The 22,043-nt window shown below is 76.2% G+C and carries 20 protein-coding genes; 4 read left to right on the forward strand and 16 right to left on the reverse strand.

All coding sequences use genetic code 11. The features are described 5' to 3' along the window. Window positions 1–78 precede the first annotated feature (78 nt). Window positions 79–414, reverse strand: a complete 336-nt coding sequence (locus tag ACGF15_RS08370) for a DUF6233 domain-containing protein (protein WP_392797296.1) — start codon at window positions 412–414, stop codon at window positions 79–81. Between the two features lie 17 nt (window positions 415–431). Next, entirely contained in the window at window positions 432–803 is a 372-nt protein-coding gene (locus ACGF15_RS08375; RefSeq protein WP_362615487.1) for a hypothetical protein, read from the reverse strand. A gap of 282 nt (window positions 804–1,085) precedes the next feature. Here ACGF15_RS08375 and tsaD point away from each other — a divergent pair, with 282 nt between their 5' ends. Together tsaD and ACGF15_RS08385 are read left to right on the forward strand one after the other, a co-directional pair. After that, window positions 1,086–2,156 carry a tRNA (adenosine(37)-N6)-threonylcarbamoyltransferase complex transferase subunit TsaD gene (gene tsaD, locus ACGF15_RS08380; protein ID WP_392797298.1) on the forward strand — a complete coding sequence of 357 codons (1,071 nt, stop codon included), beginning with the start codon at window positions 1,086–1,088 and terminating at the stop codon, window positions 2,154–2,156. Next, window positions 2,156–2,794 carry a GNAT family N-acetyltransferase gene (locus ACGF15_RS08385; protein ID WP_362615483.1) on the forward strand — a complete coding sequence of 213 codons (639 nt, stop codon included), beginning with the start codon at window positions 2,156–2,158 and terminating at the stop codon, window positions 2,792–2,794. Before tsaD ends, ACGF15_RS08385 begins: the two co-directional genes overlap by 1 nt. Before the next feature lie 389 nt (window positions 2,795–3,183). On the opposite strand, the gene ACGF15_RS08390 is transcribed toward ACGF15_RS08385, so the two are convergent. The 13 genes from ACGF15_RS08390 to ACGF15_RS08450 all read right to left on the reverse strand — a co-directional run bounded on the left by ACGF15_RS08390 (window position 3,184) and on the right by ACGF15_RS08450 (window position 15,962). Next, window positions 3,184–3,765: a hypothetical protein gene (locus ACGF15_RS08390; RefSeq protein ID WP_345615846.1), complete on the reverse strand. Its 582-nt coding sequence runs from the start codon at window positions 3,763–3,765 to the stop codon at window positions 3,184–3,186. Between the two features lie 12 nt (window positions 3,766–3,777). After that, window positions 3,778–4,683, reverse strand: a complete 906-nt coding sequence (gene htpX / locus ACGF15_RS08395; RefSeq protein ID WP_345615847.1) for a zinc metalloprotease HtpX — start codon at window positions 4,681–4,683, stop codon at window positions 3,778–3,780. A gap of 264 nt (window positions 4,684–4,947) precedes the next feature. Next, on the reverse strand, window positions 4,948–6,294 hold the full coding sequence (locus tag ACGF15_RS08400) for a nickel-dependent hydrogenase large subunit (RefSeq protein ID WP_362613660.1): 1,347 nt from the start codon (window positions 6,292–6,294) through the stop codon (window positions 4,948–4,950). Continuing rightward, window positions 6,291–7,076 (reverse strand): oxidoreductase, encoded by a 786-nt coding sequence (locus tag ACGF15_RS08405; protein ID WP_345615850.1) that lies wholly within the window; start codon window positions 7,074–7,076, stop codon window positions 6,291–6,293. The genes ACGF15_RS08400 and ACGF15_RS08405 overlap by 4 nt, the downstream gene beginning before the upstream one ends. A 28-nt stretch (window positions 7,077–7,104) precedes the next feature. Beyond that, window positions 7,105–7,968 carry an FAD/NAD(P)-binding protein gene (locus ACGF15_RS08410; protein WP_345615851.1) on the reverse strand — a complete coding sequence of 288 codons (864 nt, stop codon included), beginning with the start codon at window positions 7,966–7,968 and terminating at the stop codon, window positions 7,105–7,107. Continuing rightward, window positions 7,965–8,447 (reverse strand): cyclic nucleotide-binding domain-containing protein, encoded by a 483-nt coding sequence (locus ACGF15_RS08415; protein ID WP_345615853.1) that lies wholly within the window; start codon window positions 8,445–8,447, stop codon window positions 7,965–7,967. Before ACGF15_RS08415 ends, ACGF15_RS08410 begins: the two co-directional genes overlap by 4 nt. After that, window positions 8,444–9,658, reverse strand: a complete 1,215-nt coding sequence (locus ACGF15_RS08420) for a 4Fe-4S dicluster domain-containing protein (protein WP_392797302.1) — start codon at window positions 9,656–9,658, stop codon at window positions 8,444–8,446. Before ACGF15_RS08420 ends, ACGF15_RS08415 begins: the two co-directional genes overlap by 4 nt. Window positions 9,659–9,790: 132 nt before the next feature. Beyond that, window positions 9,791–10,342, reverse strand: a complete 552-nt coding sequence (locus tag ACGF15_RS08425) for a hydrogenase maturation protease (RefSeq protein WP_392797304.1) — start codon at window positions 10,340–10,342, stop codon at window positions 9,791–9,793. A gap of 102 nt (window positions 10,343–10,444) precedes the next feature. Beyond that, window positions 10,445–10,711: a DUF1918 domain-containing protein gene (locus tag ACGF15_RS08430; protein ID WP_345615856.1), complete on the reverse strand. Its 267-nt coding sequence runs from the start codon at window positions 10,709–10,711 to the stop codon at window positions 10,445–10,447. Window positions 10,712–10,853: 142 nt separating this feature from the next. Beyond that, window positions 10,854–11,714, reverse strand: coding sequence for a universal stress protein (locus ACGF15_RS08435; RefSeq protein ID WP_345615857.1), 861 nt, complete (start codon window positions 11,712–11,714; stop codon window positions 10,854–10,856). Between the two features lie 366 nt (window positions 11,715–12,080). Next, entirely contained in the window at window positions 12,081–13,250 is a 1,170-nt protein-coding gene (locus ACGF15_RS08440; RefSeq protein ID WP_345615858.1) for a cation:proton antiporter, read from the reverse strand. Window positions 13,251–13,253: 3 nt separating this feature from the next. Further along, window positions 13,254–13,739, reverse strand: a complete 486-nt coding sequence (locus ACGF15_RS08445) for a cation:proton antiporter regulatory subunit (RefSeq protein ID WP_345615859.1) — start codon at window positions 13,737–13,739, stop codon at window positions 13,254–13,256. A 99-nt stretch (window positions 13,740–13,838) separates the two neighbouring features. Beyond that, window positions 13,839–15,962 carry a SpoIIE family protein phosphatase gene (locus ACGF15_RS08450; RefSeq protein ID WP_392797307.1) on the reverse strand — a complete coding sequence of 708 codons (2,124 nt, stop codon included), beginning with the start codon at window positions 15,960–15,962 and terminating at the stop codon, window positions 13,839–13,841. A 476-nt stretch (window positions 15,963–16,438) separates the two neighbouring features. Here ACGF15_RS08450 and ACGF15_RS08455 point away from each other — a divergent pair, with 476 nt between their 5' ends. Next, a complete protein-coding gene (locus ACGF15_RS08455; RefSeq protein ID WP_392797309.1) occupies window positions 16,439–18,187 on the forward strand; it encodes an SPFH domain-containing protein in 1,749 nt (582 codons plus the stop codon). An 11-nt stretch (window positions 18,188–18,198) separates the two neighbouring features. Next, window positions 18,199–19,506, forward strand: a complete 1,308-nt coding sequence (locus ACGF15_RS08460) for an SPFH domain-containing protein (protein WP_392797311.1) — start codon at window positions 18,199–18,201, stop codon at window positions 19,504–19,506. Window positions 19,507–19,578: 72 nt separating this feature from the next. On the opposite strand, the gene ACGF15_RS08465 is transcribed toward ACGF15_RS08460, so the two are convergent. After that, complete coding sequence (locus ACGF15_RS08465) at window positions 19,579–21,963, reverse strand: phosphoketolase (RefSeq protein WP_392797313.1); 2,385 nt, start codon at window positions 21,961–21,963, stop codon at window positions 19,579–19,581. Window positions 21,964–22,043 lie beyond the last annotated feature (80 nt).

Here is a 22,043-nt window from a genome sequence, read left to right on the forward strand (position 1 = left end):
CGAGGGCCGCCGGGTGCGGCCTGGGACGATGATACCCCCTGGGGGTATCAATACCCCCAGGGGGTACGGCAGCCCGGCCTACTCCAGGATGCCGAGTTCGGCGTCGGCCCGGCAGTGGGAGCACGCTTCGACCCCCTCCGCGACGGCGCGGGCGGCGGCCTCCCGGGAGACGGGGTACCGGCGCCCGCCGGCGAGATGGCAGTCGCCGGTGTGCACGTACAGCGGTCTGCGGCCCTGGCCGATGCCCCGTTCGACGACCCAGTCCGGCGCCGGCGGCCGCCCGGCCTCGCCCGCGCGGCGCTCGGCCTCGCGCCGCTCCGCGTCCGCGATCCGCGCCCGCACGCGCTCCAGGGCCAGCACCAGCCAGGTCTCCAGGGTGCGCAGACGGGGCAGGTCGGGCGGCAGGTCGGACACGGGAGGGCCCCTTTCGGTCAGGCGGCGGGGGTGACGTCCGGGGCGGGCACCGCCGCGGGACGGGTGGCGGCCTTCAGCTCCGTCCGGGCCGCGACGACGTCCTCACGGGCGACCTCCGCCCAGTACGGGTGCGTGGCGACGGCCTCGGAGAGGGCCAGACACTCCGCGCGGAGGCGGTCCACGGCGGCCTTCTCCCGCTCGCTCCAGCCCGGGCTGGACGGCCGCCCGCCCGCGGTCCGCCCGGTGTGCGGGTGCTCGGCTCCGGGCCACCCCTCGTGGGGCTCCACCGACCAGGGCAGGGACCGCACCAGCCCGGCCAGCTCGGCGGTCGCCTGGTGCAGGCGGAGCTGGGCGGCGCGCAGATCCTCGGGGAAGGTGTTCTCAGCCATGACCGAATCATACTCGTGTTCGATTTACCGGGCCGGATTCGCCCGCCGCCGGTGAGCCGTGCCACACCCGGAGCCCCGGGATGCACCCGACGGGCGCGGGGCGCGCCGGGCCGCGCACCCGGGCTCCCGCGGCGCCGAGCCCCGGCCGTCCGGGCGCCCGCGCCGCCCGGCCCCCTCGCCGGGCCCGCCGACCGGGTCCCGGCGTACCGCCGGAGGGCGACGCACCCGGACCCTTGTTGCACATATATTGCAGGTGCTGACAGCGTGCAAAAGGAGTGGGCAGTGGGTGGACCGGTCGTCCTGGGAATCGAGTCGTCGTGCGACGAGACCGGCGCGGGGATCGTGCGGGACGGGGAACTCCTCGCGCACGTGGTGGCGTCGAGCATGGACGAGCACGCCCGGTTCGGCGGAGTCGTGCCCGAGATCGCCGCCCGGGCGCACCTGCAGTCGTTCAACCCGGTCGTACGTGAGGCGCTCGGGCGGGCGGGGCTGCGGCCGGGTCGGATCGACGCCGTCGCCGTCACCACGGGCCCCGGCCTCTCCGGGGCACTCCAGGTCGGGCTGGCCGGGGCCAAGAGCCTCGCCTACGCGGCCGGGGTACCGCTGTACGGGGTGCACCACCTGGCCGGGCACGTCGCCGCCGACACCCTGGAGCACGGTCCCCTGCCCAGCCCCTGCGTGGTGCTGATCGTCTCCGGCGGCCACACCTCCCTCCTCCTCGTACGGGACCTGGTCCGCGAGCCGATCCTGCACCTGGGGGACACCCTCGACGACGCGGCCGGCGAGTGCTTCGACAAGGTCGCCCGCATCCTCGGCCTCCCCTATCCGGGCGGGCCGGCGATCGACCGGGCCGCCCGGGACGGCGATTCGCGCGCCGTGGACTTCCCGCGTCCGCTGACCCGGGGCGGTGACGCCCCGTACGCCTTCTCCTTCTCCGGGCTCAAGACCGCCGCGGCCCGCTGGGTCGAGAAGCACCGCCTCCGGGGCGTCGAGGTACCCGTGGCGGACGGCGCCGCCGCGCTCCAGGAGGCCGTGGCCGACGTACTGAGCCGCAAGGCGCTCGCGGCCTGCGAGGCGTACGGCGTCAGGACGCTGGTCGTGGTCGGCGGCGTGGCCGCGAACTCCCGGGTCCGGGCCCTCACCGAGCAGCGGTGCGCCGCCGCCGGCGTCGGGCTGCGCGTGCCGCCGACGACGCTGTGCACCGACAACGGCGCCATGATCGCTGCCGTCGGCGACCTCCTCGTCCGCTCCGGCGCCGAGCCCGCCCCGCTGGACGTCTCCATCGACCCGTCCGCACCGCTGGAGTACGCCTCCCTGAACCCGCTCCCCGCCCCGGCCGCGAGAGCCGCCTGATGACCCCCGCCGTCCGGGCGGTCCCCGGCGACCGGCTGCTCGCGCACGCGGACGGCGTGCGTGCCGTCTACGCGGACGCGTTCGGCGGTCCGCCCTGGCGCGAAGCGCCTGAGCGCGCCGACGCCTACCTGGAGCGGCTGGCGGACGACGTGCACCGGCCGGGCTTCACCGCCGCGCTCGCGCTCGACGGGGACACCGTCCTGGGCTGGGCGGCCGCCTGGACCACCCCGGACCCGTTCCCCGCCTCCCGCCGCCACCCGCAGGTCTCCGCCGCCCTCGGTGCGGAGCGGACGGGCGACTGGCTGTGCGGCGCCCGGGAAGTGGACGAGCTGGCCGTCGCCGGGCACGCGCGCGGCACCGGCCTGGGCGGATGGCTCCTCGGAGCGGTGACGGCCGGACGGGCCGACGGCCGCTGCTGGCTGATGACCTCGGTCGCCGCATGCGCAGCCCTCGCCTTCTACCAGCGCGAGGGCTGGAGGCAGGTCACCCATCCCGCGCCCGGGGGAGCCGGCCACGCCGCCTTCCTCGGCCCCCGGCATCCGGCCCGCACGGCCGCCCCCGGCCCCTGGTGCCCCTCGGGGCGGAGCCGTGAGAACCGCGGCCTGCGAACGGGCGGGCACCGCCGCACCGGCCCGTGAGGACGGGGTCCCAGGGGGGCGGCGGGAGCCACGTCGAGTGCTCCGGTCAACTGGTGGGCGACCTGGACGGGGACACCGTGACGGTGCGTCATGACGGCAGGCAAGGGGAGGTGGTGCCCGCCGCCAGGACACCGTGGGGAACCCCCGAGGCGGTGGACACGCGTCTCACGTCGTGGGGGACGGCGCTTCTGTCTCCGCTGCCGCCTCCCGGAGCTGCGGCGTTGACGGCCTATGGCGCCGTGAGGTCCGGCCGCCGCGGAAAGAGGCAGACGGCATCCGGCGTGTCGTGAGGGCCGGGACCCGGGGAGAAGGACGTGTGGGTCCTCGCCCCCCGGCCGCCGCCGGATCCGCCCCCGGTGGACGTGCCGCGAGGGGCCGGGAGCGCGGCGTCACAGTCCGGGCGCCCCCCACACCGGGAACCAGCGGCCGAGGTCGGCCTCGATGCGCAGGTCGTCCTTGAGCACCGCCCTGACCTGGAGTTCGAGCGGGTTGTCGCGCTTCTGCCCCTCCAGCGGGGCGAAGGGGTAGAAGGTGCCGCGCTTGTAGAGGTAGACGAGGGCCAGCCGCCGGTCCTCGGGGTCCCGGAAGGCCACCAGGGAGCACAGCAGCTGCGGGCCGAAGCCGCTGTCCTGCAGGGTCGAGTTCACCGCGTGCAGGTCGCTCACCAGAGCCGGCAGGCCGTCCTCGCCCCGGCGCCGGGACAGCAGCCAGGCGTACCCGTAGGCGTCGCGGCTGAACTCGACCCGCTCCCCCTGCCGCTCGGAGTCGGCGTCCAGCAGCTGCTGCACCTCGCGGCGGACCCGGTCGAAGGCGCCGCCCTCGGTGGCGGAGAAGCACACCGAGCCGGCGCCCGTGGGCGCGAAGCCGGCGGCCGCGCGCAGCGTCACGGCCGCGGACGGCAGGGCGAAGAGCCGGTCCAGGTCGGGCCGGACCGGTTCGGACCGGCCGAGCAGGGTGCTCCAGAAGCCCACGGGCCTCTCCTCTCAGGGTGTCTCGTCGCCCAGCTGCGCGGAGATCTGCGCCAGCGCCTCCAGGCGCCGCTCCAGGGGCGGGTGGGTCGAGAACAGCCGGGCGGCGGTGGACCCGGGCCGCAGCGCGGGCGTGAAGAAGAAGGCGTTGAACGCCTGGGCGGTGCGCAGGTCCCGGGTCGGGATGCGGGCGATCTCCCCGTCCACCTTGGTCAGCGCGGCGGCCAGGGCGGAGGGCTTGCCCGTGAGCAGCGCGGCCGCCCGGTCGGCGGCCAGCTCCCGGTAGCGGGACAGGGCCCGGATGAGCAGGAAGCTGAGCGCGTAGACGGCCGCCGAGACGCCCATCACGGCCGCGAAGGCGACCGCGGTGTTCTGGTCCCGCCTGCCTCCGCCGAAGAGCTGCGAGTAGAAGGCGAAGCGCACGGTGAGTCCGGCGATCACACCCAGGAACGAGGCGATGGTGATCACCGCCACGTCCCGGTGGGCGACATGGGACAGCTCGTGGGCCAGCACGCCCTCCAGTTCCTCCGTCTCCAGCCGCCGCTGGAGTCCGGTGGTGACGCAGACCACCGCGTGGTCGGCGTTGCGGCCGGTGGCGAAGGCGTTGGGCAGGTCCATCCGCGAGACGGCCACCCGGGGCTTGGGCATGTCGGCGGAGGCGCACAGCCGGTCGACGATGCCGTGCAGCACCGGCTCCTCCTCCGGGCCGACCAGCCGGCCCCGCATGGCGTACAGGGCGATCCGGTCGGAGAACCAGAACTGCGCCACCAGCAGCCCCCCGGCGATCACCACGATCAGGACCACGGACTTGAGCAGGACGATGAGCGCCGCGACGAACCCCACGTAGAGGAGCCCGAGGAGGAACATGGTGAGCACCATGCGCGCGGTCAGCTGCCGGTCCGGTTCGAATCGACTACGCACCGTCATCACCTCGGTTCCCGGACCGCCGCGCGGTCCCTGCCGCGCCCGGCCGGGCGCGGTCGCCCGGCGACCGGCTCCCGGGGCCCCTGCCGTGGGGGTCCGGCCGCCCGCGGCCGCCCGGCCCGCGGCATGCTGCCCGGTGCCGGCGGCCGACCGCGTCCCGCGCCGCGGCGCGGGTCGCACGTTCAGTGTTGACCCTGGCGCACCGCACCGCCAAGCGCGGGGCCCGGCGCGCGGCGCGGGCCCGGCCCGGACGGCCCCCGGCTACGCCTGCTCGACGTCCAGGCGCAGGAAGTGGGCGGAGCAGGAGATGCAGGGGTCGTGGTTGCGGATGGCGCGCTCGCACACCCGGGTGAGCGCCTCGGTGTCGAGGTCCGGGCCGCCGCGCCGGAGCTCGCCGTGCACCAGGCGCCGGAGGTCGTCCTCGATGGCTCCCTGGTTCTGCGCCGTCGGGGGCACCAGCACGGCGTCGGTGACCGTGCCGTCGCCGTCGAGGGTGTAGCGGTGGTACAGCAGCCCGCGGGGGGCCTCGGTGGCCCCGTGGCCGGTGCCCGCCCGGGCGGGCACCTCGGCCGACGGACGGTCGGGCGGCTGGTAGGCGTCGATCAGGCGGACGGCCTCGTCGGCGGCGTACAGCACCTCCAGGGCGCGGACCACGATGCTGCGGAACGGGTTGCGGCAGACCTCCCCGCCGTCCCCCGGTGCCGCCATGTCCGCCTCCCGCGCCGCCTCGCGGGCGAGGGGGGACATCAGGTGGCCGCTGATGGCGTAGCGGGCGAGGGAGCCGGTGAGGTGGCGGCGGCCGTCCAGCCGGGACTGCAGGGCGGTGGAGTGCGGCACCTGCTGCTCCACGACGTGCCGGCCGAAGTCGCGGACGGCGAAGGAGCCCGAGGGTGCGGCGGCACCGGCCGCGAGGACGGTCGGGGTCCCCGAGTCGATCGCGTAGGCACCGGGTTCGGCGAGGGCGAGGAGGTCGGCGTCGACCGCCGCGTCCGGGAAGTCGAAGCCCGCCACCCAGCGCACGGTCTCCCGGGCGTCGTCGCGGGCGCGCAGCAGGCGCTCGCGCAGGGGCCGCAGCTCCGCGCGGGCGGGCACCCGGTGGAAGCCGCCGACCCGGACGTTCACCGGGTGGATGGCACGGCCCCCCAGGACCTCCATGAGGAGGTTGCCGGCCTGCTTCAGCCTCAGCCCCCGCTCGACCTGCGGCCGGTGGGTGCGGGCGAGGTCGACGGCGCTGTCCCGGCCGAGGAAGTCGGGGGCGTGCAGCAGGTGGACGTGCAGGGTCTGGCTCTCGATCCACTCCCCGCAGTACAGCAGCCGCCGCAGGTCGGCGAGCGGACCGTCGACCTCGACCCCGCAGGCGTCCTCGATCGCACGGCAGGCGCTCATCTGGTAGGCGACCGGGCAGATGCCGCACACCCGGGAGGTGATGTCCGGCGGCTCGGTGTGGCCCCGTCCGCGCAGGAACGCCTCGAAGAAGCGCGGCGGTTCGTAGATCTCCAGGCGGGCCTCGGTGACCTCGCCCTCGCGGATGCGGACGTGCAGGGCGCCCTCGCCCTCGACACGGCTGAGGGCGCCGACGCGCAGGACCCGGGTCTCGCGGTGGGTCACGGCCGGGACTCCCGCACGGAGGGCTCCTCGAAGGCGGCGGCGTTGTACGTGCGCAGGAAGCGCGTCACGTCCCGGTCGTCCATGCCGTCGCGGCGCAGCACGGGGATGTAGGCGGGCAGGTTGGTGGACCGGGCGGGGCCGAAGCAGCCGTAGCAGCCGCGTCCGAAGGCGGGGCAGATCGCGCCGCAGCCGGCATGGGTCACGGGGCCGAGGCAGGGGGTCCCGTGGGCGACGGTCACGCACACCGTGCCGCGGCGCTTGCACGCGAAGCAGACGCTGTGGTCGGGGATGTCGGGCCGGCGGCCGCCGAGGTAGGCGGTGACGACCTCCAGCAGCTGGCCCCGGTCGATGGGGCAGCCGCGGAGCTCGAAGTCGACCGGGACATGGGCGGAGACGGGGGTGGAGGTGGCGAGGGTGGAGATGTACTCGGGGGTGGCGTAGACGGTGCGGGTGAACTCCTCCACGTCGGCGAAGTTCCGCAGGGCCTGGACGCCGCCGGCGGTGGCACAGGCGCCGATGGTGACCAGGTGGCGGGAGTCGGCGCGCACCTGGCGGATGCGCCGGGCGTCCTCCGGGGTGGTGATCGAGCCCTCGACGAGGGAGAGGTCGTAGGGGCCCGGTGCGACGGCGCCGGAGGCCTCCAGGAAGTGGCTGATCTCCACCTCGTCGGCGAGTGGCAGGAGTTCGTCCTCGCAGTCGAGGAGGGTCAGCTGGCACCCGTCGCAGGAGGCGAACTTGAACACGCCGAGCCGGGGGCGCGGGCGGGGTTCCTCGTCGGTCATGGCGTCACAGCTCCCGGTACATCGGCAGTCACAGCTCCCGGTACGTCAGCAGGGGTCCCGCACGGTCGTAGTCGGCCACGGGCCCGTCGCGGCACACCAGCAGCGGGCCGAGCTGGCAGTGGCCGCAGTGGCCGGTGCCGCAGTGCATGGTGCGTTCCAGCGACACCTGGACGCGGTCCTCGGCGACCCCGCGGTGGGCGAGGTCGCGGGCCGCGGCCCGCATCATCGCCTCCGGGCCGCACACGAAGGCCGCCGTGCGGGCCGGGGTGAACGGGGCGCGCTCCAGCAGCGCGGTCACCACGCCGACCTCGCCCGTCCACCGCGGGCCGGGCCGGTCCACGGTGACCGCCACATGCGTCCCGGGGCGGGCCGACCAGGCCTCGACATCGTCCGCGAAGGGCAGTTCGCCGGGGCTGCGCGCTCCGACCAGGACGCCGAGCCGGCCGCCGGGGCGGCCCGGGGACCGGTCCCGGAGCAGGGCCTGCACCAGCGGGCGCAGTGGGGCGAGGCCGATGCCGCCGGCGATGACGAGGACGTCGCGGTCCCGTGCGCGGGCGAGGTCCCAGGCGGTGCCGAAGGGGCCGCGCAGGGCGATCTGGGTGCCCGGCGCGCTGTCGTGGAGGGCGGCGGAGACGGCGCCGACCGCGCGGACGGTGTGCTCCAGGGTCCGGCCGTCCTCGCCGATGCCGCTGGCGGACAGGGGGATCTCGCCCCGCCCGAAGGCGTAGGCCATCGCGAACTGCCCGGGTGCGAAGCGCGGCAGGGCCCGGTCAACCGGTTCCACGACGAGCGTGGCGGTGTCCGGGGTCTGCCGGGTCCTGCGCACCACGCGGTAGGGGACCGGCACGGTGGCGCCGGGGCCCGAGGCGCCGGTGGCGCCGAGGACGCTCACGGCAGGCGTCCGGGGTGCGCCGCCCCGGGCGGCGGGGCGTACAGGTCGAGCAGCCGGGCCCGGGTGGCCTCCAGGCGCCTGCCGACGACCTCGGCGACGCGCAGGGTGAGCACCCGGCCCAGCTCCGGTTCCCGGGTGCACAGGTCCCTGACCTCGGCGGCCGGGAACTCGGCGGCCCGCACGGCGGTGGCCGCCGTCGCGGCGAGCCGCCACAGGTGCGGCGGGACCAGCCAGGACCAGCCGACCAGTTCACCGGCCCCGACCGTCTCCACCACCGCCTCGGGCCGTCCGGGGACGCGGGTGGAGAGGGTGACGGTGCCCTGGTGCAGGACCCAGAAGCGGTCGGCGGGGCGGCCCTCCTCGAACAGCCGGGTCCCGGCGGTGAGGGCGACGTCCTCGCCGAGTGCGAGGAGCGCCGCGGCCCCGTCCTCGGGCAGCCGGGCGAGGAAGCCGCCGCGGGGTGCGGTCCCGCCGGTCACGGGCCGGCCGTCCGTCCGTCCGGGCGGCCCCGGGCGTCGGCGGGCTCCGCGGGGGCGGTCGGGGGAAGGGTGCGTGCCGACCACTCGCGGTCCAGGGCGGCGGCCTCCTCGGTGATGTCGATGCCGACGGGGCACCAGACGATGCAGCGCCCGCAGCCGACGCAGCCGGAGCTGCCGAACTGGTCGTGCCAGGTGCCGAGTTTGTGGGTGAGCCACTGGCGGTAGCGGCTGCGGCCGGAGGAGCGGACGGGGCCGCCCGGCAGATGGGAGAAGTCGAGGTCGAAACAGGACTCCCAGCGCCGCCAGCGCTCCGCGTGGTCGCCGGTGAGGTCGCCGACGTCCTCGGTGGAGGTGCAGAAGCAGGTGGGGCAGACCATGGTGCAGTTGCCGCAGGTCAGGCAGCGGGAGGCGACGTCGTCCCAGCGGTCGGCCTCCAGGGTGCCGGCCATCAGCGCGTGCAGGTCGGTCTCGGGCATGGTCCGCCCCATCCGGGTGGCGGCACCGGCGACGGCCTCCCGGGCGGCCTCGGCCGTCGCCTCGTCGGCCGGGCGCCGCGGGAGGGCGGCCAGCACCTCGGCTCCCGCGGGGCTCCCGGCCCGTACGAGGAAGCGGTGGCCGCCGTCGTCGACGACCTCGGTGAGCGCCAGGTCGTAGGCGGCGTCCCCGGGCGCCCCCGGTCCGGTGCCCATGGACACGCAGAAGCAGGTGGCGCCGGGCTCGGTGCACTCGGCCACGACGAGGAAGGCGCCCGCGCGGCGGCTGCGGTAGCCCTCGTCCGTATAGGCCCCGCCGCCGAGCACGCGGTCCTGGACGGCGATGGCGCGCAGGTCGCAGGGCTGCACCCCGAGGAAGGCGTAGGAGACGCGCGCGGGTTCCTCGGCGCGCACGGTGATCTGGCCGTCGGCCTCGCGGTCGGCGGTCCACTCGCGCAGGCGCTGCGGGTGCAGGTACGCCTTCCACGACTGCGGGCCCGCGCTGTGCGCGAACGCCGCCCCGTCCTCCCGGGGCCGCAGGCGGTACCGGCCGGCCTCGTGCTCGACGCCCCAGCCGAAGGGCAGCCGGTCGGCGCTGTCGAGCTCGTCGAGGACGACGGCCCCGTCCCGCACGGTGGGCCCGACGACGGTGTGCCCCCGGGCGCGCAGCTCCCGCACCAGGGCGCCGAGGCCCTCGCGGTCGAGCACCGCGCGCTCGGTGCCGGGGCTGTCGGTCATCGCATCCCACCTCCGGGCCGCCGTACCGCTCCTGCTACCTCTCAAGGGTGCGGCGGGGCGGCGCGGGGGGCGAGTCCTGGGGGCCCGCCGGGGCGGGTGCGGGCGGGCGGGGCGGGTCGGGCGGGACAGGTCTCACGTCGGGTGGGGCACCGGTCCGCCCGGCGCCTCCTGGTGGAAGCGGCGGATCTCCTCCTCGATCCGCTCCGCCAGCGGGGCGACGGCGGCCTCCACGGCGGCGGTGAGGCCGGGGCCGAGGGAGGTGTCGGCGGTCTCGACCGCGTAGACACGCAGCCGGGAGGGGAGTCTGCCGAGCACGGCGGCGAGTTCGGCGGCCTGGCCGAAGCCGAGGCCGTGGGAGGTGACGGGGCCGGGGCCGCACAGCTCCACCTCGGCGGCGTCCAGCCGGTGCACCCGCCCGGGGACGGCGGGGTCGGTGTGCACGGCGTCCACCACCACCGTCAGCCCGGTGCCCTCCCAGTGGCCGATCAGCCCGCTCGGCTCGCCGTCGGACAGGGCGAGCAGCGTGCCCGGGGGCAGCGGGCGCCGGGTCGCGCGCTCCTCCATGCGGCGCAGCACCGCCCACCCCACTCCGTCGTCCCGGCGGAACTCGTTGCCCACGCCGATCACCACCGCGGTGGGGGCGGGCCGCGGTGTCCGCTCGTCCTGGTACCGGTCGCCGTTCATCGTGGTGCGCTGTTCCCGCAGGTGGGGCCGTGCTCCCTCCCGTCGCCGGCCATCCGCCCGATCGGCGCAGCGGGCGGGGTCCCGCGAGGCGGGCCCGGCGGGCTACGAGGGGCTCGCGCCGCGGGGCGGCGGGTGGGGGAAGTGCTGGACCCGGGCGTCCGGGCCGGGGAACACCAGGGTGATCCGGCCGGTGTCGGACCAGCGGACGTCGTAGGGCGGGGTGCCGTCCCGGTGGTGGAGCGCGACGATCTCCCCGTCGCGCCCCCCGTCCCCGACGGTGGCGCCCGAGACGACCAGCCGGTCCCCCACGCGTGCCCACAGACCGGCGCGGGGCGGGGGTGCGTCGCGGTCTGTCCCGGTCCTGGCCATGGCGTGCTCCTTCCGGCGCGGGACGCGGGTGCCGCTGCGCCGCGGGCCGCGCCCCGTCCTCACGGTGCGCCCGCCCGCGGCACGGGCTCAAGGGGCCGACAGGCCCCCTCGGGGGTCCTGCCGGCCCCCTTCCGCAGCGGGCTCACCCCCCGGGGACGGTGATCACCGGGCTGGTGGCGCGGTGCAGCAGGCCGCGCACGACGGAGCCGACGCGCATCCCGGAGTACCCGCCCCTGCCCCGGCGGCCGACGACGACGGCGAGGGCGTGTTCCCCGGCCCGTGCCAGCACCTCGACGGGGGAGCCGATCTGCACGTCGTGGTGGACGGGGACGTCGGGGTACCGGTCGGACAGCCCGCTGGTGGCCTCGGCGAGCAGCCGCCGCTCGGCCGGGAAGAGGGTGTCGCCCGGTTCCAGGGAGAAGGCGGGCGGCTGCCACGCGGCCACGGCCCGCACCAGGCAGCCCCGCAGGTCCGCCTCCTCGAAGGCGAACTCCACGGCGGCACGGGAGGTGGCGCTGCCGTCGACGCCCACCACCAGGTACGGGGAGTCCTGGGTGGTGTGCTCGGCCTCCCCCACGACGGCGACCGGGCAGTGTGCCTGGGCGGTCACCGGGACGGCCAGGGAACCGGCGCTGAGGAACTCCTCGATGCCCCCGAGGTGCCGGGAGCCGAGGACCACCATCTCCGCGCCCCTGGACTGCTCGACCAGCACGGCGGCCGCGGGGCCGTCCGCGACCAGGGGGGCGGTGTCGACCTCCGGCTGCCGTGCCCGTGCCAGCTCCACCGCCTGGCGCAGGGCGTCGTCGGCGGCCCGGGTGCGCGCCGTGTGGCGCAGGGCCTCGGCCGCGCGGCGCGTCGACTGCCGCGGGGGGACGGCGACCACCAGGCGCAGCCTGCGGCCCCGGTGGCGCGCCTCGTCGGCGCCCCAGGCGACGGCCAGGCGCCAGTTCCTGACGGGGTCGACGCCCACGACGATGTCGCGGGGGTCGGAGGTGCCGGTCATGGTGTGCTCCCCTTCGGCTGGCGTACCGGTGGCGGGTGCCGCCGGGCGGGCGGAGCGGCACCGGCCGCTCCGCGGGTCCTTCCGGCCGCGGTGCCGCCGGGCCGGCCGGCACCCGTGCCGCCGGGGCCGGTGCGGGGCCCGCGCGGCGGACGGCGGCCCGCTTGCGGGGAGCGCCGTTGTCCGCGGTCCCCCTCGTCCTCGAAGCCTCCCCCGGGTGCCGGGGCCGGGATCAGGGCTGTCAGGGGCCGGACAGGGGGCCGAAGGTCCCGAGGGGGTGCGGGCGTGCGGCGGCCGGCGCCCCGGCGGTGCTCCGGCCGCCGCACCCGGCTCCGGGGCGGTGCCGGCGCGCTCGTCCGCTCCCGGTGCTCAGGAGGGGGCCGCCTCGGGTCCGGGGCCCGGGGCCCGGGTGGCGGTGAACCGGGTGAGCAGCGGCCCCGCGACGGCGAGCAGCAGGACGTAGGCGGCCACCAGTGCGCCGAGCCTGTCGTGGCGGACCCCGGCGAGGCCGATGATCACGATGGAGAACTCGCCGCGGGCGATGAGCGCGGTGCCCGCGCGCAGCCGGCCCCGGCGGCCCGCTCCCTCGCGCCGCGCCGCGTACCACCCGGAGGCCAGTTTGGTGCCGGCGGTGACCAGGGCGAGCAGCAGGGCGGCGGGCAGCACCGGGATCAGCGCGCCGGGGCTGACGGTCAGTCCGACGGCCAGGAAGAACACCGCGGCGAACAGGTCCCGCAGCGGCCCGAGGACGGCCCGCGCCCGGTCGGCCGCCTCCCCGGTGAGCGAGAGCCCGACGAGGAAGGCGCCGACGGCGGCCGAGACGTGGACGCTCTCGGCCAGGGCGGCGACGATCAGGGTCACCCCCAGCACCCGCAGCACCAGTTGCTCGGGGTCCGGCTCGCGGTGCAGCAGCAGGCGCCCCAGGTGGTGCCCCCACCAGTAGGACACGGTGAAGGCGACCAGCACCGCCGCGAGCGCCACCAGCAGCCCCAGCAGGGCCTGCCGCCAGGTGCCCCCGGCGGCCAGCACGGCGAGCAGCGGGAGGTACGCGGCCATCGCGAAGTCCTCCAGCACCAGGACGGACAGCACCGCGGGGGTCTCCCGGTTGCCGAGCCGGCGCAGGTCGACCAGGAGCCGCGCGATGATGCCCGAGGAGGAGATGTAGGTGACCCCCGCGAGGGCCAGCACCCCTCCGGCGTCCAGTCCGAGCAGCCATCCCATGACGGCCCCGGGGGTGGCGTTGAGCACGAGGTCGACCCAGGCGGAGGGCAGGTGGCGGCGCAGGCTGACGGTGAACTCGGCGACGGTGAACTCCAGTCCGAGCGTCAGCAGCAGCAGGACCACGCCGATGCCCGCCCCGGCCTCCACGAAGGTCCCCGAGGCGGGCACCGGTGCGATGCCGCCCTCGCCGAGCGCGAGACCGGCGAGCAGGTAGAGCGGGATCGGGGACAGCGCGAAGCGCCGTGCCAGCGCCCCCAGGAGGCTCAGCGCGGTGAGGATGACGCCCAGTTCGAGCAGCAGGGCCGCCGAGAGTTCCACCGGTCAGCCGCCCCGGATGAGCCGTTCCACCGCGGCGATGCCGTCGTGGGTGCCGATGACGACCAGCACGTCCCCCGGAAGAAGTACCCGGCCGGGCCCCGGGGAGGGGGTCACCTCCTCGCCCCGGACGATCGCGACGACGGAGGCGCCGGTGCGGGTGCGGGCGCGGGTCTCGCCCAGGCGCCGGCCCGCGTAGGGGCCCTCGGTCTCCACCTCGACCTGCGCGGCCCGCAGGCCCGGCACCTCCTTGGAGAGGTCGGCGAAGCGCTCGGCGATCCGCGGGGCCCCGAGCATCTCGGCGAGCGCGTCGGCCTCCTCCGCGGTCAGCCGCAGCACCGTGCGCGCCTCGTCGTCGGGGTCGGGGCCCTCGTAGACGATCAGTTCGACGCCCCCGGTGCGCCGGACCACGACGCCGACGCGCTCGCCCTCCTCGTTGACGAACTCGTAGCGCAGCCCCACTCCGGGCAGCAGAACCTCGTTGACGTCCATGGGCCCATCATCACGTGTCAACCCGACACCGCCCCGGGGCGCGCACCGGGTCATTCGAGCGTTCTTGGCCCGGGCCGGCGGGGTGCCCGGGCGGGTGCCTCACCCGGTCGGCGGCGTGCGCAGCAGCAGCAGCGCGATGTCGTCCGTGTGGTGGCCCGTGGGGCGGGCGTGGGCCAGGAGGCTGTCGATGAGGGGGTCGAGCTCCCGGGCGGCGTGCCGGGCGAGGTGGCGGGCGAGTTCCCCGGCGGCCTCCTCCGGATCGGTGCCGGGGGTCTCGACCAGTCCGTCGGTGTACAGGGCCAGGGTCGTCCCCGGTGCGAGGGGCACGGTGTCGACGGGGAAGGCCAGCGAGGGGTCGACGCCGAGCAGCGGCCCGGGGTCGAGGGCGAGGGCCCCGCAGCGCAGGCCGGGGGCGTGGAGCAGCGGCGGCGGGTGGCCGGCGCTGGCCAGGAGGGCCTCGCGGGCCGCGAGGTCGATGTGCAGGTACAGGCAGGAGACCAGGAGGTCGGTCTCCAGGTCCGCGAGGACGCGGTTGGTGCGCATCAGGACCTGGTCGGGCGGGGCGCCGGCGGTGGCGTGGATGGCGGTGCGGACCTGGCCCATGAGCGCGGCGGCGGCGACGTTGTGGCCCTGCACGTCGCCGATGACGGCCGCGGCGGTGGTCGGGTCGAGCCGGATGACGTCGTAGAAGTCTCCGCCGACGTCCATGCCGTGACTGGCGGGCAGGTAGCGGGCGGCCACCTCCAGGCCGGGCAGGGCGGGCAGGGTGCGCGGCAGGAGGGCCTCCTGCAGGCCGCGCGCGAGGGCCCGGGTGGTGTCGTAGAGGCGGGCCCGGTCCAGGGCCTGGGCGACGAGTCCGGCGAGCGAGGTCAGCACGGCCCGTTCCTCGGCGCTGAAGGTCCGGGGCCGGTCGTAGGAGAGGATGCAGCAGCCGACGGGGCGGCCGGAGACGATCAGGGGGAGGAAGGCCCAGGCCTGCTTGCCGCTGATACGCGGTGCGTCGGGGTAGCGGCGGGCCATCTCGCCGGGGCTCGCGAAGAAGGAGGGCCGTCCGTCGGCGAGCACCTGCCCGGCGGGGGTGAGCACGGTGTCCAGGGGCAGGCCGTCGAGGCGTTCGATGGTCTCCCGGGGGTAGCCGTGGTACCCGGTGATCCTCAGGCGGCCCGCGTCGGTGGCGGACAGCACCAGGCCGTCGGCGCCGAAGGCCGGGAGCACCTGGTCGGCGAGGAGGTCGACGACGTCGCGGACGGCGACCGTCTCCGTCAGGGCGGCCGCCAGGTGGACCAGCTGGTACAGGCGTCCGGTGGGCGCGGCGCCGGGCAGGAGGGCGCCGGACGTCCCGGCCGCGCGGTCGGTCGCCCGCCGGCCGGTGCCGGAGGCCGGGGCGCGGGTGATGCGGACGCTGATGCCGGAGGTGTCCGGGTGGAGTTCGAAGCGCAGCCGCTCCCGGGGCGGCCGCAGGACGGTGAAGCTCACCGGGGCGCGGCTGACGACCGCCGTGCGGTAGTGGTCCTCGACCACCGCGGTCTCCAGCCAGGGCAGCGACTGCCAGGGGCGGGTGCCGAGCAGGCGCCGGGCGTCGAGGCCGAGGAGTTCGGCCGCCTCGCCGCTCACCAGGGTGATCCTCCCCTCCAGGTCCAGGGCGAGGGCGCCTTCGGGCAGGCGCTCGACGTAGTCGACCGCGGCCTGCTGGGCGCCCTGGGGGCTCGGGGCGGGGGTGGAGGCGACCGGGCGCGGGGGGTCCGGCAGGACGGGCGCCGATGGGCAGTCGTCCAGGGCCCGGGCGACGCGCCGGGCCGCGGCCGCGACGGCGCCCCGCTCGCGCCGGGTGGCGGTCTCCGGGTGCTGCTCGGGCCACATCAGCAGCAGCGCGCCCCAGTCCCGGTCGGCGGCGTGCAGCGGGGCGGCGGCGAGGGCGAGGTGGTCGGGCAGGTGGGGGGTGCCGCCCGGGGAGGCGCGGGCGGTGTCGTCCTCGGGGCCCACCCAGACCACGCGGTCCTCGCGGACGGCCTCGCCGACGGCGAGCGGGGCGGACAGGGGCACCCGCCGCCACGGCCCGGTCGACTCCACGGGTACGCCGGAGACGGCCACCAGGCGCAGCGCGGGCGCGCCGTCCTCGCGCAGGTACACGCCCCCGGCGCAGGCGCCGGTGCGGTGGACGGCGTCGACCAGCGCCGCGTCCACCCGGTCCGCGTCGCGGGGCTCCTCACCGCGGGCGGACACCACTCGCCTCCGGGCGACGGGCCCGGGCGCGGCCCGGGGCCGACGCCCGCGCCGGGGGCGCCGTGCGCGGGGGGCCGGGGGGCCGGGGGGCAGGCCGGCGGAGCGGGCGGGGGGCGGGGACCGGGCGGAGCGGGGCGCCACGGGGGCTCCTCCGCCGTGCACCACACCCGTCGCCCGCGATCCGTCCGGACATGCTTCCGACCATACGCCGGTTCCCCGCCGCTACGCCCCTGCCCGCGCCGCGCCCGTGCGGACGGCGGCCCGCCCGCCCTCACGGAGGGTCGGCGGCCGGGCACCCGGACGGCGCGATGCGGGCGCCGGCACGCGCCGTGCCGCCCCCCGCATCGCGCCGGAGCGGTGCCATGGTGTGGGATGGGGCGGCAGCGGGAGTCGGCGCACCGCGGGATCCGCGGTGCGGGCGCACGTCCCGGGCACGGCAGAGCGGGAGCAGTCCCGAGCACAGCAAAGGGGGAACAGTGGCACGAACACAGAACCTGCGGGAGGCCGCACGGGCCATCGCGGGGGGTGCCGCACCGCGCGAGGTCGCCGAGCGGGAACTGCGCCGCAGGGCCGGCGTCGGCGGCGGGCAGCAGCAGGCGCCTCAGGGCACCGGGCCGGCGGCCGGAGCGCCGCAGGACGAGGGCATGGACCCGACGGACTTCCCGGCCGCCCGGGAGCAGGGCGGCTCCATGGCGACGGTCATGGTGCAGCGGACCGTCCCGCTGGACGAGGCGGGTGAGGCGCTCAACCGCAGCGAGCAGCAGCGGGAGGGCGGGGAGCCGGTCCATCTCATCTGCCCGATGGTGATGCCGCGCGGCCGCTCCTTCCTCAGCATGCTCCCGGTGGTGCTGCTGCTGGTCCTCGGGGCCGTGGGCAGCGGCGTCGTGGCGGCGGTGGGCGGCGGGGTGCTGACCCATCCGCTGTTCGGCGTCCACTACTGGGTGGTCTCGCTCCTCGCGGTGGCCTTCGTCTGGGCGCGCCAGGGGATGGTGATGGTCCCGGACGGCAGCCAGGCGCTGATCACCCGCTTCGGCAAGCTGGAGAAGGTGGTGGGTCCGGGCCGGGTGATCCTGCTGAGCCCCTGGAAGCGGGTGTCGTACATCGTCAACACCACCCGCGAGTACCCGTTCAACGCCCCGGTGCGGGAGGCCCCGACCAAGGGCGGGGTGAAGGCGTCGATCGACCTGTTCATCCAGTTCCGCATCAGCGACCCCACGGAGTTCGTCTACACGCTCGGCGCGGTCCGGGGCTTCGAGGAGAAGCTGTCCAACGCGGTCAGCGAGACGATCCGCAGCCTGATCTACGAGCAGGAGGCGGCCGGGATCTACGACATGGTCGGCGAGGACACCGGGCGGCTGCTCGACCAGCTCAACCAGCAGTTCCGTCCGGCCGTCGAGCTGACCAACGCCAACATCACCCACGCCGAGCCCTCCGACCGCGGCTACCGCATGGACCTGGCCGCCCCGGAGATGGTGCGCGTGGCCAAGGAGGCGTACACCCACGAGTACGCGCTCCAGCTGCGCAAGGAGCAGGACGAGGGCGACCTGACCAAGGAGCTGGCCACCCGCCAGGAGACGCTCTCGGCGATCCACGCGGACATCGCGCAGTACCAGGCGCAGATGGACACGGCGGTGGAGCGGGAGACCAACCGGGCCGAGGCACTGGCCCGGCAGCGGTACGTGCAGGCGGAGTCCGAGGCGAAGGCGAACGCCGCGCTGCTGGAGGCGCAGGCGCTGGACATCCGGGCGGTGACCGCGGCGGAGGCCCCGGAGATCCTGGAGTACCGCTACCAGCAGCAGGTGCTGGAGACCCTGGAGCAGGTGGCGGGCCATCTGCCGCGGCTGGTGCGCATCGGCGGTCCCGGCGAGGCGGGCGAGGCCGGGGGCGTCGACTTCCTCGCGCTGGCGCGCGAGCTGATCGGCGAGCACGGAGCGGAGCTGTTCACCGAGGGGGACATGTCCGCGATGCGCGCCCGGCTGGCCGAGGTGGCCGGGCGGATCGCCGGGCGGGAGTCGGAGATCGCCGCCCTGCTGGAGGCCGACCGCCCGGTGGTCCCGGCGGCCGTGGACGGCCGGGCGGTCGACGGCCGGGCGGTCGACGGCCGGGCGGTGGACGGAGCGGACGCGGGCCCCGGGCGGGGCCCTGACGCGTCCTCGGAAGGCGAGCCGCCCGCGGACGCGGGACGGCTCGGGAACGGCATCGGGACCGGGAGGGACGCGCAGTGAGCGGCGCAGGCGTGAATCGAAGGTCGGTCATCTCCGAGGCGGTCGCTCCGTGGAGCGAGATCGCCCAGCTGCTGCGCGGTGGTGAGGCCGGCACCCTGGTCCCGGTCATCATCCCGCGCCACCGCCGCAGGCTGTGGTGGATGCTGCCGCTGTGGGCGGGCGTCTTCGCCCTGCTGTCCGGGGTGATGCTGACGCTGCGCGGGGCGGACGCGGACGGTGCGGCGGACCTCGCCTACGGCGCGCTCGCCGCGGTCGCCTACACCTCGGGCGTCCTGCTGCTGGTGGTCGGCGGGCTGTGGTGGTGGCGTTCGTCGATCGTGGAGATCGAGCAGGGCACCAACGGCGTCCTGACCCGCTACGGCGCGGTCACCGACACCCTCCAGGCGGGCCGGCACTACCTGTGGCACCCGTGGTCGCGGGTCGACTTCGTGGTGGACACGGCCACCGAGATCCCGTACTCGGCACCGGTGATGGCCTGCCCCACGCAGGAGAACGTGCCGCTGCGCTCCATCGAGTTCTTCCTGAAGTTCAGGATCACGGACGCGGTGCTGTTCGTCCGCACGATCGGCGCGGGCAACTTCGACCTGGTGCTCTCCAGCGCCGTCCAGGACGCGATCCGCCAGCGCGCCCGCAGGATGCGCACCGAGCGCGCCTACGACCTGCGCGGCTCGGACGTCGCCGACATGCAGGAGCTGCTGAACCGCCAGCTGTCCCGGTACGGCGTGCGGATCACCGGCTGCAACATCCCGGACGTGCAGCTGCCGGCCCAGTACCAGCAGCACCTGGCCACGCGGGAGCGGGTGGCGAAGGAGCGCACCGCCTACGAGCAGGAGTGGGGCCTGACCCGCAAGCGCCGTATCGACAGCCTCGGCATGGACATCGAGCGGGCCAAGAAGGTGCGCGACGCGCGGATCGTCGAGGTGAAGGCCGCCCTCAACCGCGCCCGGGAGGCTGTGGCGCAGCTCCTGGAGGAGCAGGAGACGAACGCGCAGCGGGTGCGCTTCGAGATCGAGACGCGCGGGCGCAGCGGGCTGATCTCCGCCGAGAACGAGGCCCGGGCGCAGCGGGCGCTGGCCAAGGCCTACCGCGACAACCGGGCGGTGCTCCAGTACGAGCTGGCGCGCCGCCGCCTGGAGGTCGGTGCCTCGCTGGCCGTGAACGCCCCGCAGCCGGTGGTGGTGCGGACCGACGGCCCCGGCGCGGGCGGGGACACCTCCGCGCTGTCCACCCTGGTCGCGGCGCAGTTGCTGCCGCGGCTGAACGCGGCGCTTCCCTCGGGCGGGGAGCTGCCGCTGCCCGGCCGCCGGGACGGGGAGTAGCCGGGGCGCCGGGCGGGTCCGCCCGCCCGGCGCGGCACGGCCGCGGGCCGGGCGGGCCCGGCCCGCGGCCGGTCAGTCCCCGAAGCTCCAGTCGGCCACCTCCGGGAGGTCGACGCCGTGTGCGCGGATGTGGGTGTGGTGGCGCAGCCGGACGTCCTCCATGTGCTGGCGGACCGCCGCGGCGCGCACGGCCAGGCCGGGCACGCGGTCGATGACGTCCATGACCAGCCGGTAGCGGTCCATGTCGTTGCCGACCACCATGTCGAAGGGCGTGGTGGTGGTGCCGATCTCCTTGTAGCCGCGCACGTGCAGGTGCGGATGGCCGGTGCGCCGGTAGGCCAGGCGGTGGATCAGCCAGGGGTAGCCGTGGTAGGCGAAGACGACGGGCTTGTCGGTGGTGAACAGGCCGTCGTAGTCGAAGTCGCTCATGCCGTGCGGGTGCTCGGCGGCGGGCATCAGCCGGGCGATGTCCACGACGTTGACCACCCGCACCGACAGGTCCGGCAGATGGCGGCGGAGCAGCCGGGAGGCGGCGAGCACCTCCTGGGTCGGCACGTCCCCCGCGCAGGCGAGGACGACGTCCGGTTCGCGGCCGGCGACCTCGGTGCCGGCCCAGTCCCAGATGCCCGCGCCGCGGGCGCAGTGCACGCGCGCCTCCTCCAGGGACAGCCAGTCGAAGCAGGGCTGCTTCCCGGCCACGATCACGTTGACGTAGTCCCGGCTGCGCAGGGCGTGGTCGGCCACGGCCAGCAGTGTGTTGGCGTCCGGCGGCAGGTAGACCCGCACGGCCTCGGGGCTCTTGTTGAGGACGTGGTCGACGAAGCCGGGGTCCTGGTGGGAGAAGCCGTTGTGGTCCTGGCGCCAGACGTGCGAGGTGAGCAGGTAGTTCAGCGAGGCGACGGGGGCGCGCCACGGCAGCCGGCGGCTCACCCTGAGCCATTTGAGGTGCTGGTTGACCATCGAGTCGACGATGTGGACGAAGGCCTCGTAGCAGGAGAAGAGCCCGTGCCGGCCGGTGAGCAGATAGCCCTCCAGCCACCCCTGGCAGGTGTGCTCGGAGAGGATCTCCATCACCCGGCCGTGCCGGTCGAGGTGCTCGTCCACCGGCAGCGTGCGCTCCTGCCATGCCTTGCCGCTGGCGGCGTAGACGGCCTGGAGGCGGTTGGAGGCCGTCTCGTCGGGGCCGACGAGGCGGAAGTCCCGCCGGTCGGCGGTGGCGGCCATGACGTCGCGGAGCAGGTCCCCGAGGACGCGGGTGGGTTCGTGGAGGGTGGTGCCGGGCTTGTCCACGGCCACCGCGTACCGCTCCAGCGGGGGCAGCGGCAGCTCCCTCAGCAGCAGCCCGCCGTTGGCGTAGGGCGTGGCCCCGAGCCGCCGGTTCCCGGCGGGTACGGCGCCGAGGACGACCGGCCGGGGGGCGCCCCGTTCGTCGAACAGCTCCTCGGGCCGGTAGGAGCGCATCCACTGCTCCAGCTGCCGCAGGTGCTCGGGGTTGTCGCGGACCCCGGACAGCGGCACCTGGTGGGCACGCCAGGTACCGGCGACGGGGACCCCGTCGACCTCGGCGGGACCGGTCCAGCCCTTCGGGGTGCGCAGCACGATCACCGGCCAGCGGGGCCGTTCGGCGGCCCCCTCCCGGCGGGCGGCCCGCTGGACGGCGGCGATGCGGTCGAGCGCGGTGTCCATCGCCGCGGCCATCGCGCGGTGGACGGCCTGCGGGTCGTCGCCCTCGACGTGGAGCGGTTCGTGGCCGTGGCCGTGGAAGAAGGCGTCGAGTTCCGCCCGGTCCATCCTGGCCAGCACCGTCGGGTTGGCGATCTTGTACCCGTTGAGGTGGAGGATCGGCAGGACCGCACCGTCGTGGACGGGGTCGAGGAAGGCGGTGGAGTGCCAGGAGGTCGCCAGCGGCCCGGTCTCCGCCTCTCCGTCGCCGACGACGCAGGCGACCAGCAGTTCGGGGTGGTCGAAGGCGGCGCCGTAGGCGTGTGCGAGGGAGTAGCCCAGTTCGCCGCCCTCGTGGATGGAGCCGGGGGTCTCGGGGGCGACATGGCTCGGCACCCCGCCCGGGAAGGAGAACTGCCGGAAGAGCCGGGCCATCCCGGCCGCGTCGCGGGTGACGTCCGGATAGGTCTCGGTGTACGAGCCCTCCAGCCAGGAGTTGGCCAGGACGGCCGGGCCGCCGTGGCCGGGGCCCCAGACGCACAGGGCGTCGAGCGCGCGGCGCGCGATCACCCGGTTGAGGTGGGTGTGGACCAGGTTGAGGCCCGGAGAGGTGCCCCAGTGGCCCAGCAGCCGCGGCTTGATGTGCTCCGGGCGCAGGGGCTCGGTCAGCAGGGGGTTCGCCATCAGGTAGATCTGGCCGACGGAGAGGTAGTTCGCGGCGCGCCAGTGGGCGTCCAGGGCGGTGAGCTCCTCGTCCGTGAGCCCCGTGGGAGCCGGCTGCGGGTCGGGGGACATCGTGGGTCCTTTCCGGGTGGGGCGGCGGTGGACGGGACCCGGTGCCGCGGCGGTGCCGGGGCGCCGGGGCGCACGCCACC

This window comes from Streptomyces sp. NPDC048001 (genome assembly GCF_043203115.1).
Lineage (GTDB): Bacteria > Actinomycetota > Actinomycetes > Streptomycetales > Streptomycetaceae > Streptomyces > Streptomyces sanyensis.

Bases quoted from the DNA above. Each gene is read 5' to 3' on its own strand.
- ACGF15_RS08375 (WP_362615487.1), bottom strand. From the start codon at position 803: ATGGCTGAGAACACCTTCCCCGAGGATCTGCGCGCCGCCCAGCTCCGC.
- ACGF15_RS08385 (WP_362615483.1), top strand. From the start codon at position 2,156: ATGACCCCCGCCGTCCGGGCGGTCCCCGGCGACCGGCTGCTCGCGCAC.
- ACGF15_RS08405 (WP_345615850.1), bottom strand. From the start codon at position 7,076: ATGACCGACGAGGAACCCCGCCCGCGCCCCCGGCTCGGCGTGTTCAAG.
- ACGF15_RS08420 (WP_392797302.1), bottom strand. From the start codon at position 9,658: ATGACCGACAGCCCCGGCACCGAGCGCGCGGTGCTCGACCGCGAGGGC.
- ACGF15_RS08425 (WP_392797304.1), bottom strand. From the start codon at position 10,342: ATGAACGGCGACCGGTACCAGGACGAGCGGACACCGCGGCCCGCCCCC.
- ACGF15_RS08430 (WP_345615856.1), bottom strand. From the start codon at position 10,711: ATGGCCAGGACCGGGACAGACCGCGACGCACCCCCGCCCCGCGCCGGT.
- ACGF15_RS08435 (WP_345615857.1), bottom strand. From the start codon at position 11,714: ATGACCGGCACCTCCGACCCCCGCGACATCGTCGTGGGCGTCGACCCC.
- ACGF15_RS08445 (WP_345615859.1), bottom strand. From the start codon at position 13,739: ATGGACGTCAACGAGGTTCTGCTGCCCGGAGTGGGGCTGCGCTACGAG.
- ACGF15_RS08465 (WP_392797313.1), bottom strand. From the start codon at position 21,963: ATGTCCCCCGACCCGCAGCCGGCTCCCACGGGGCTCACGGACGAGGAG.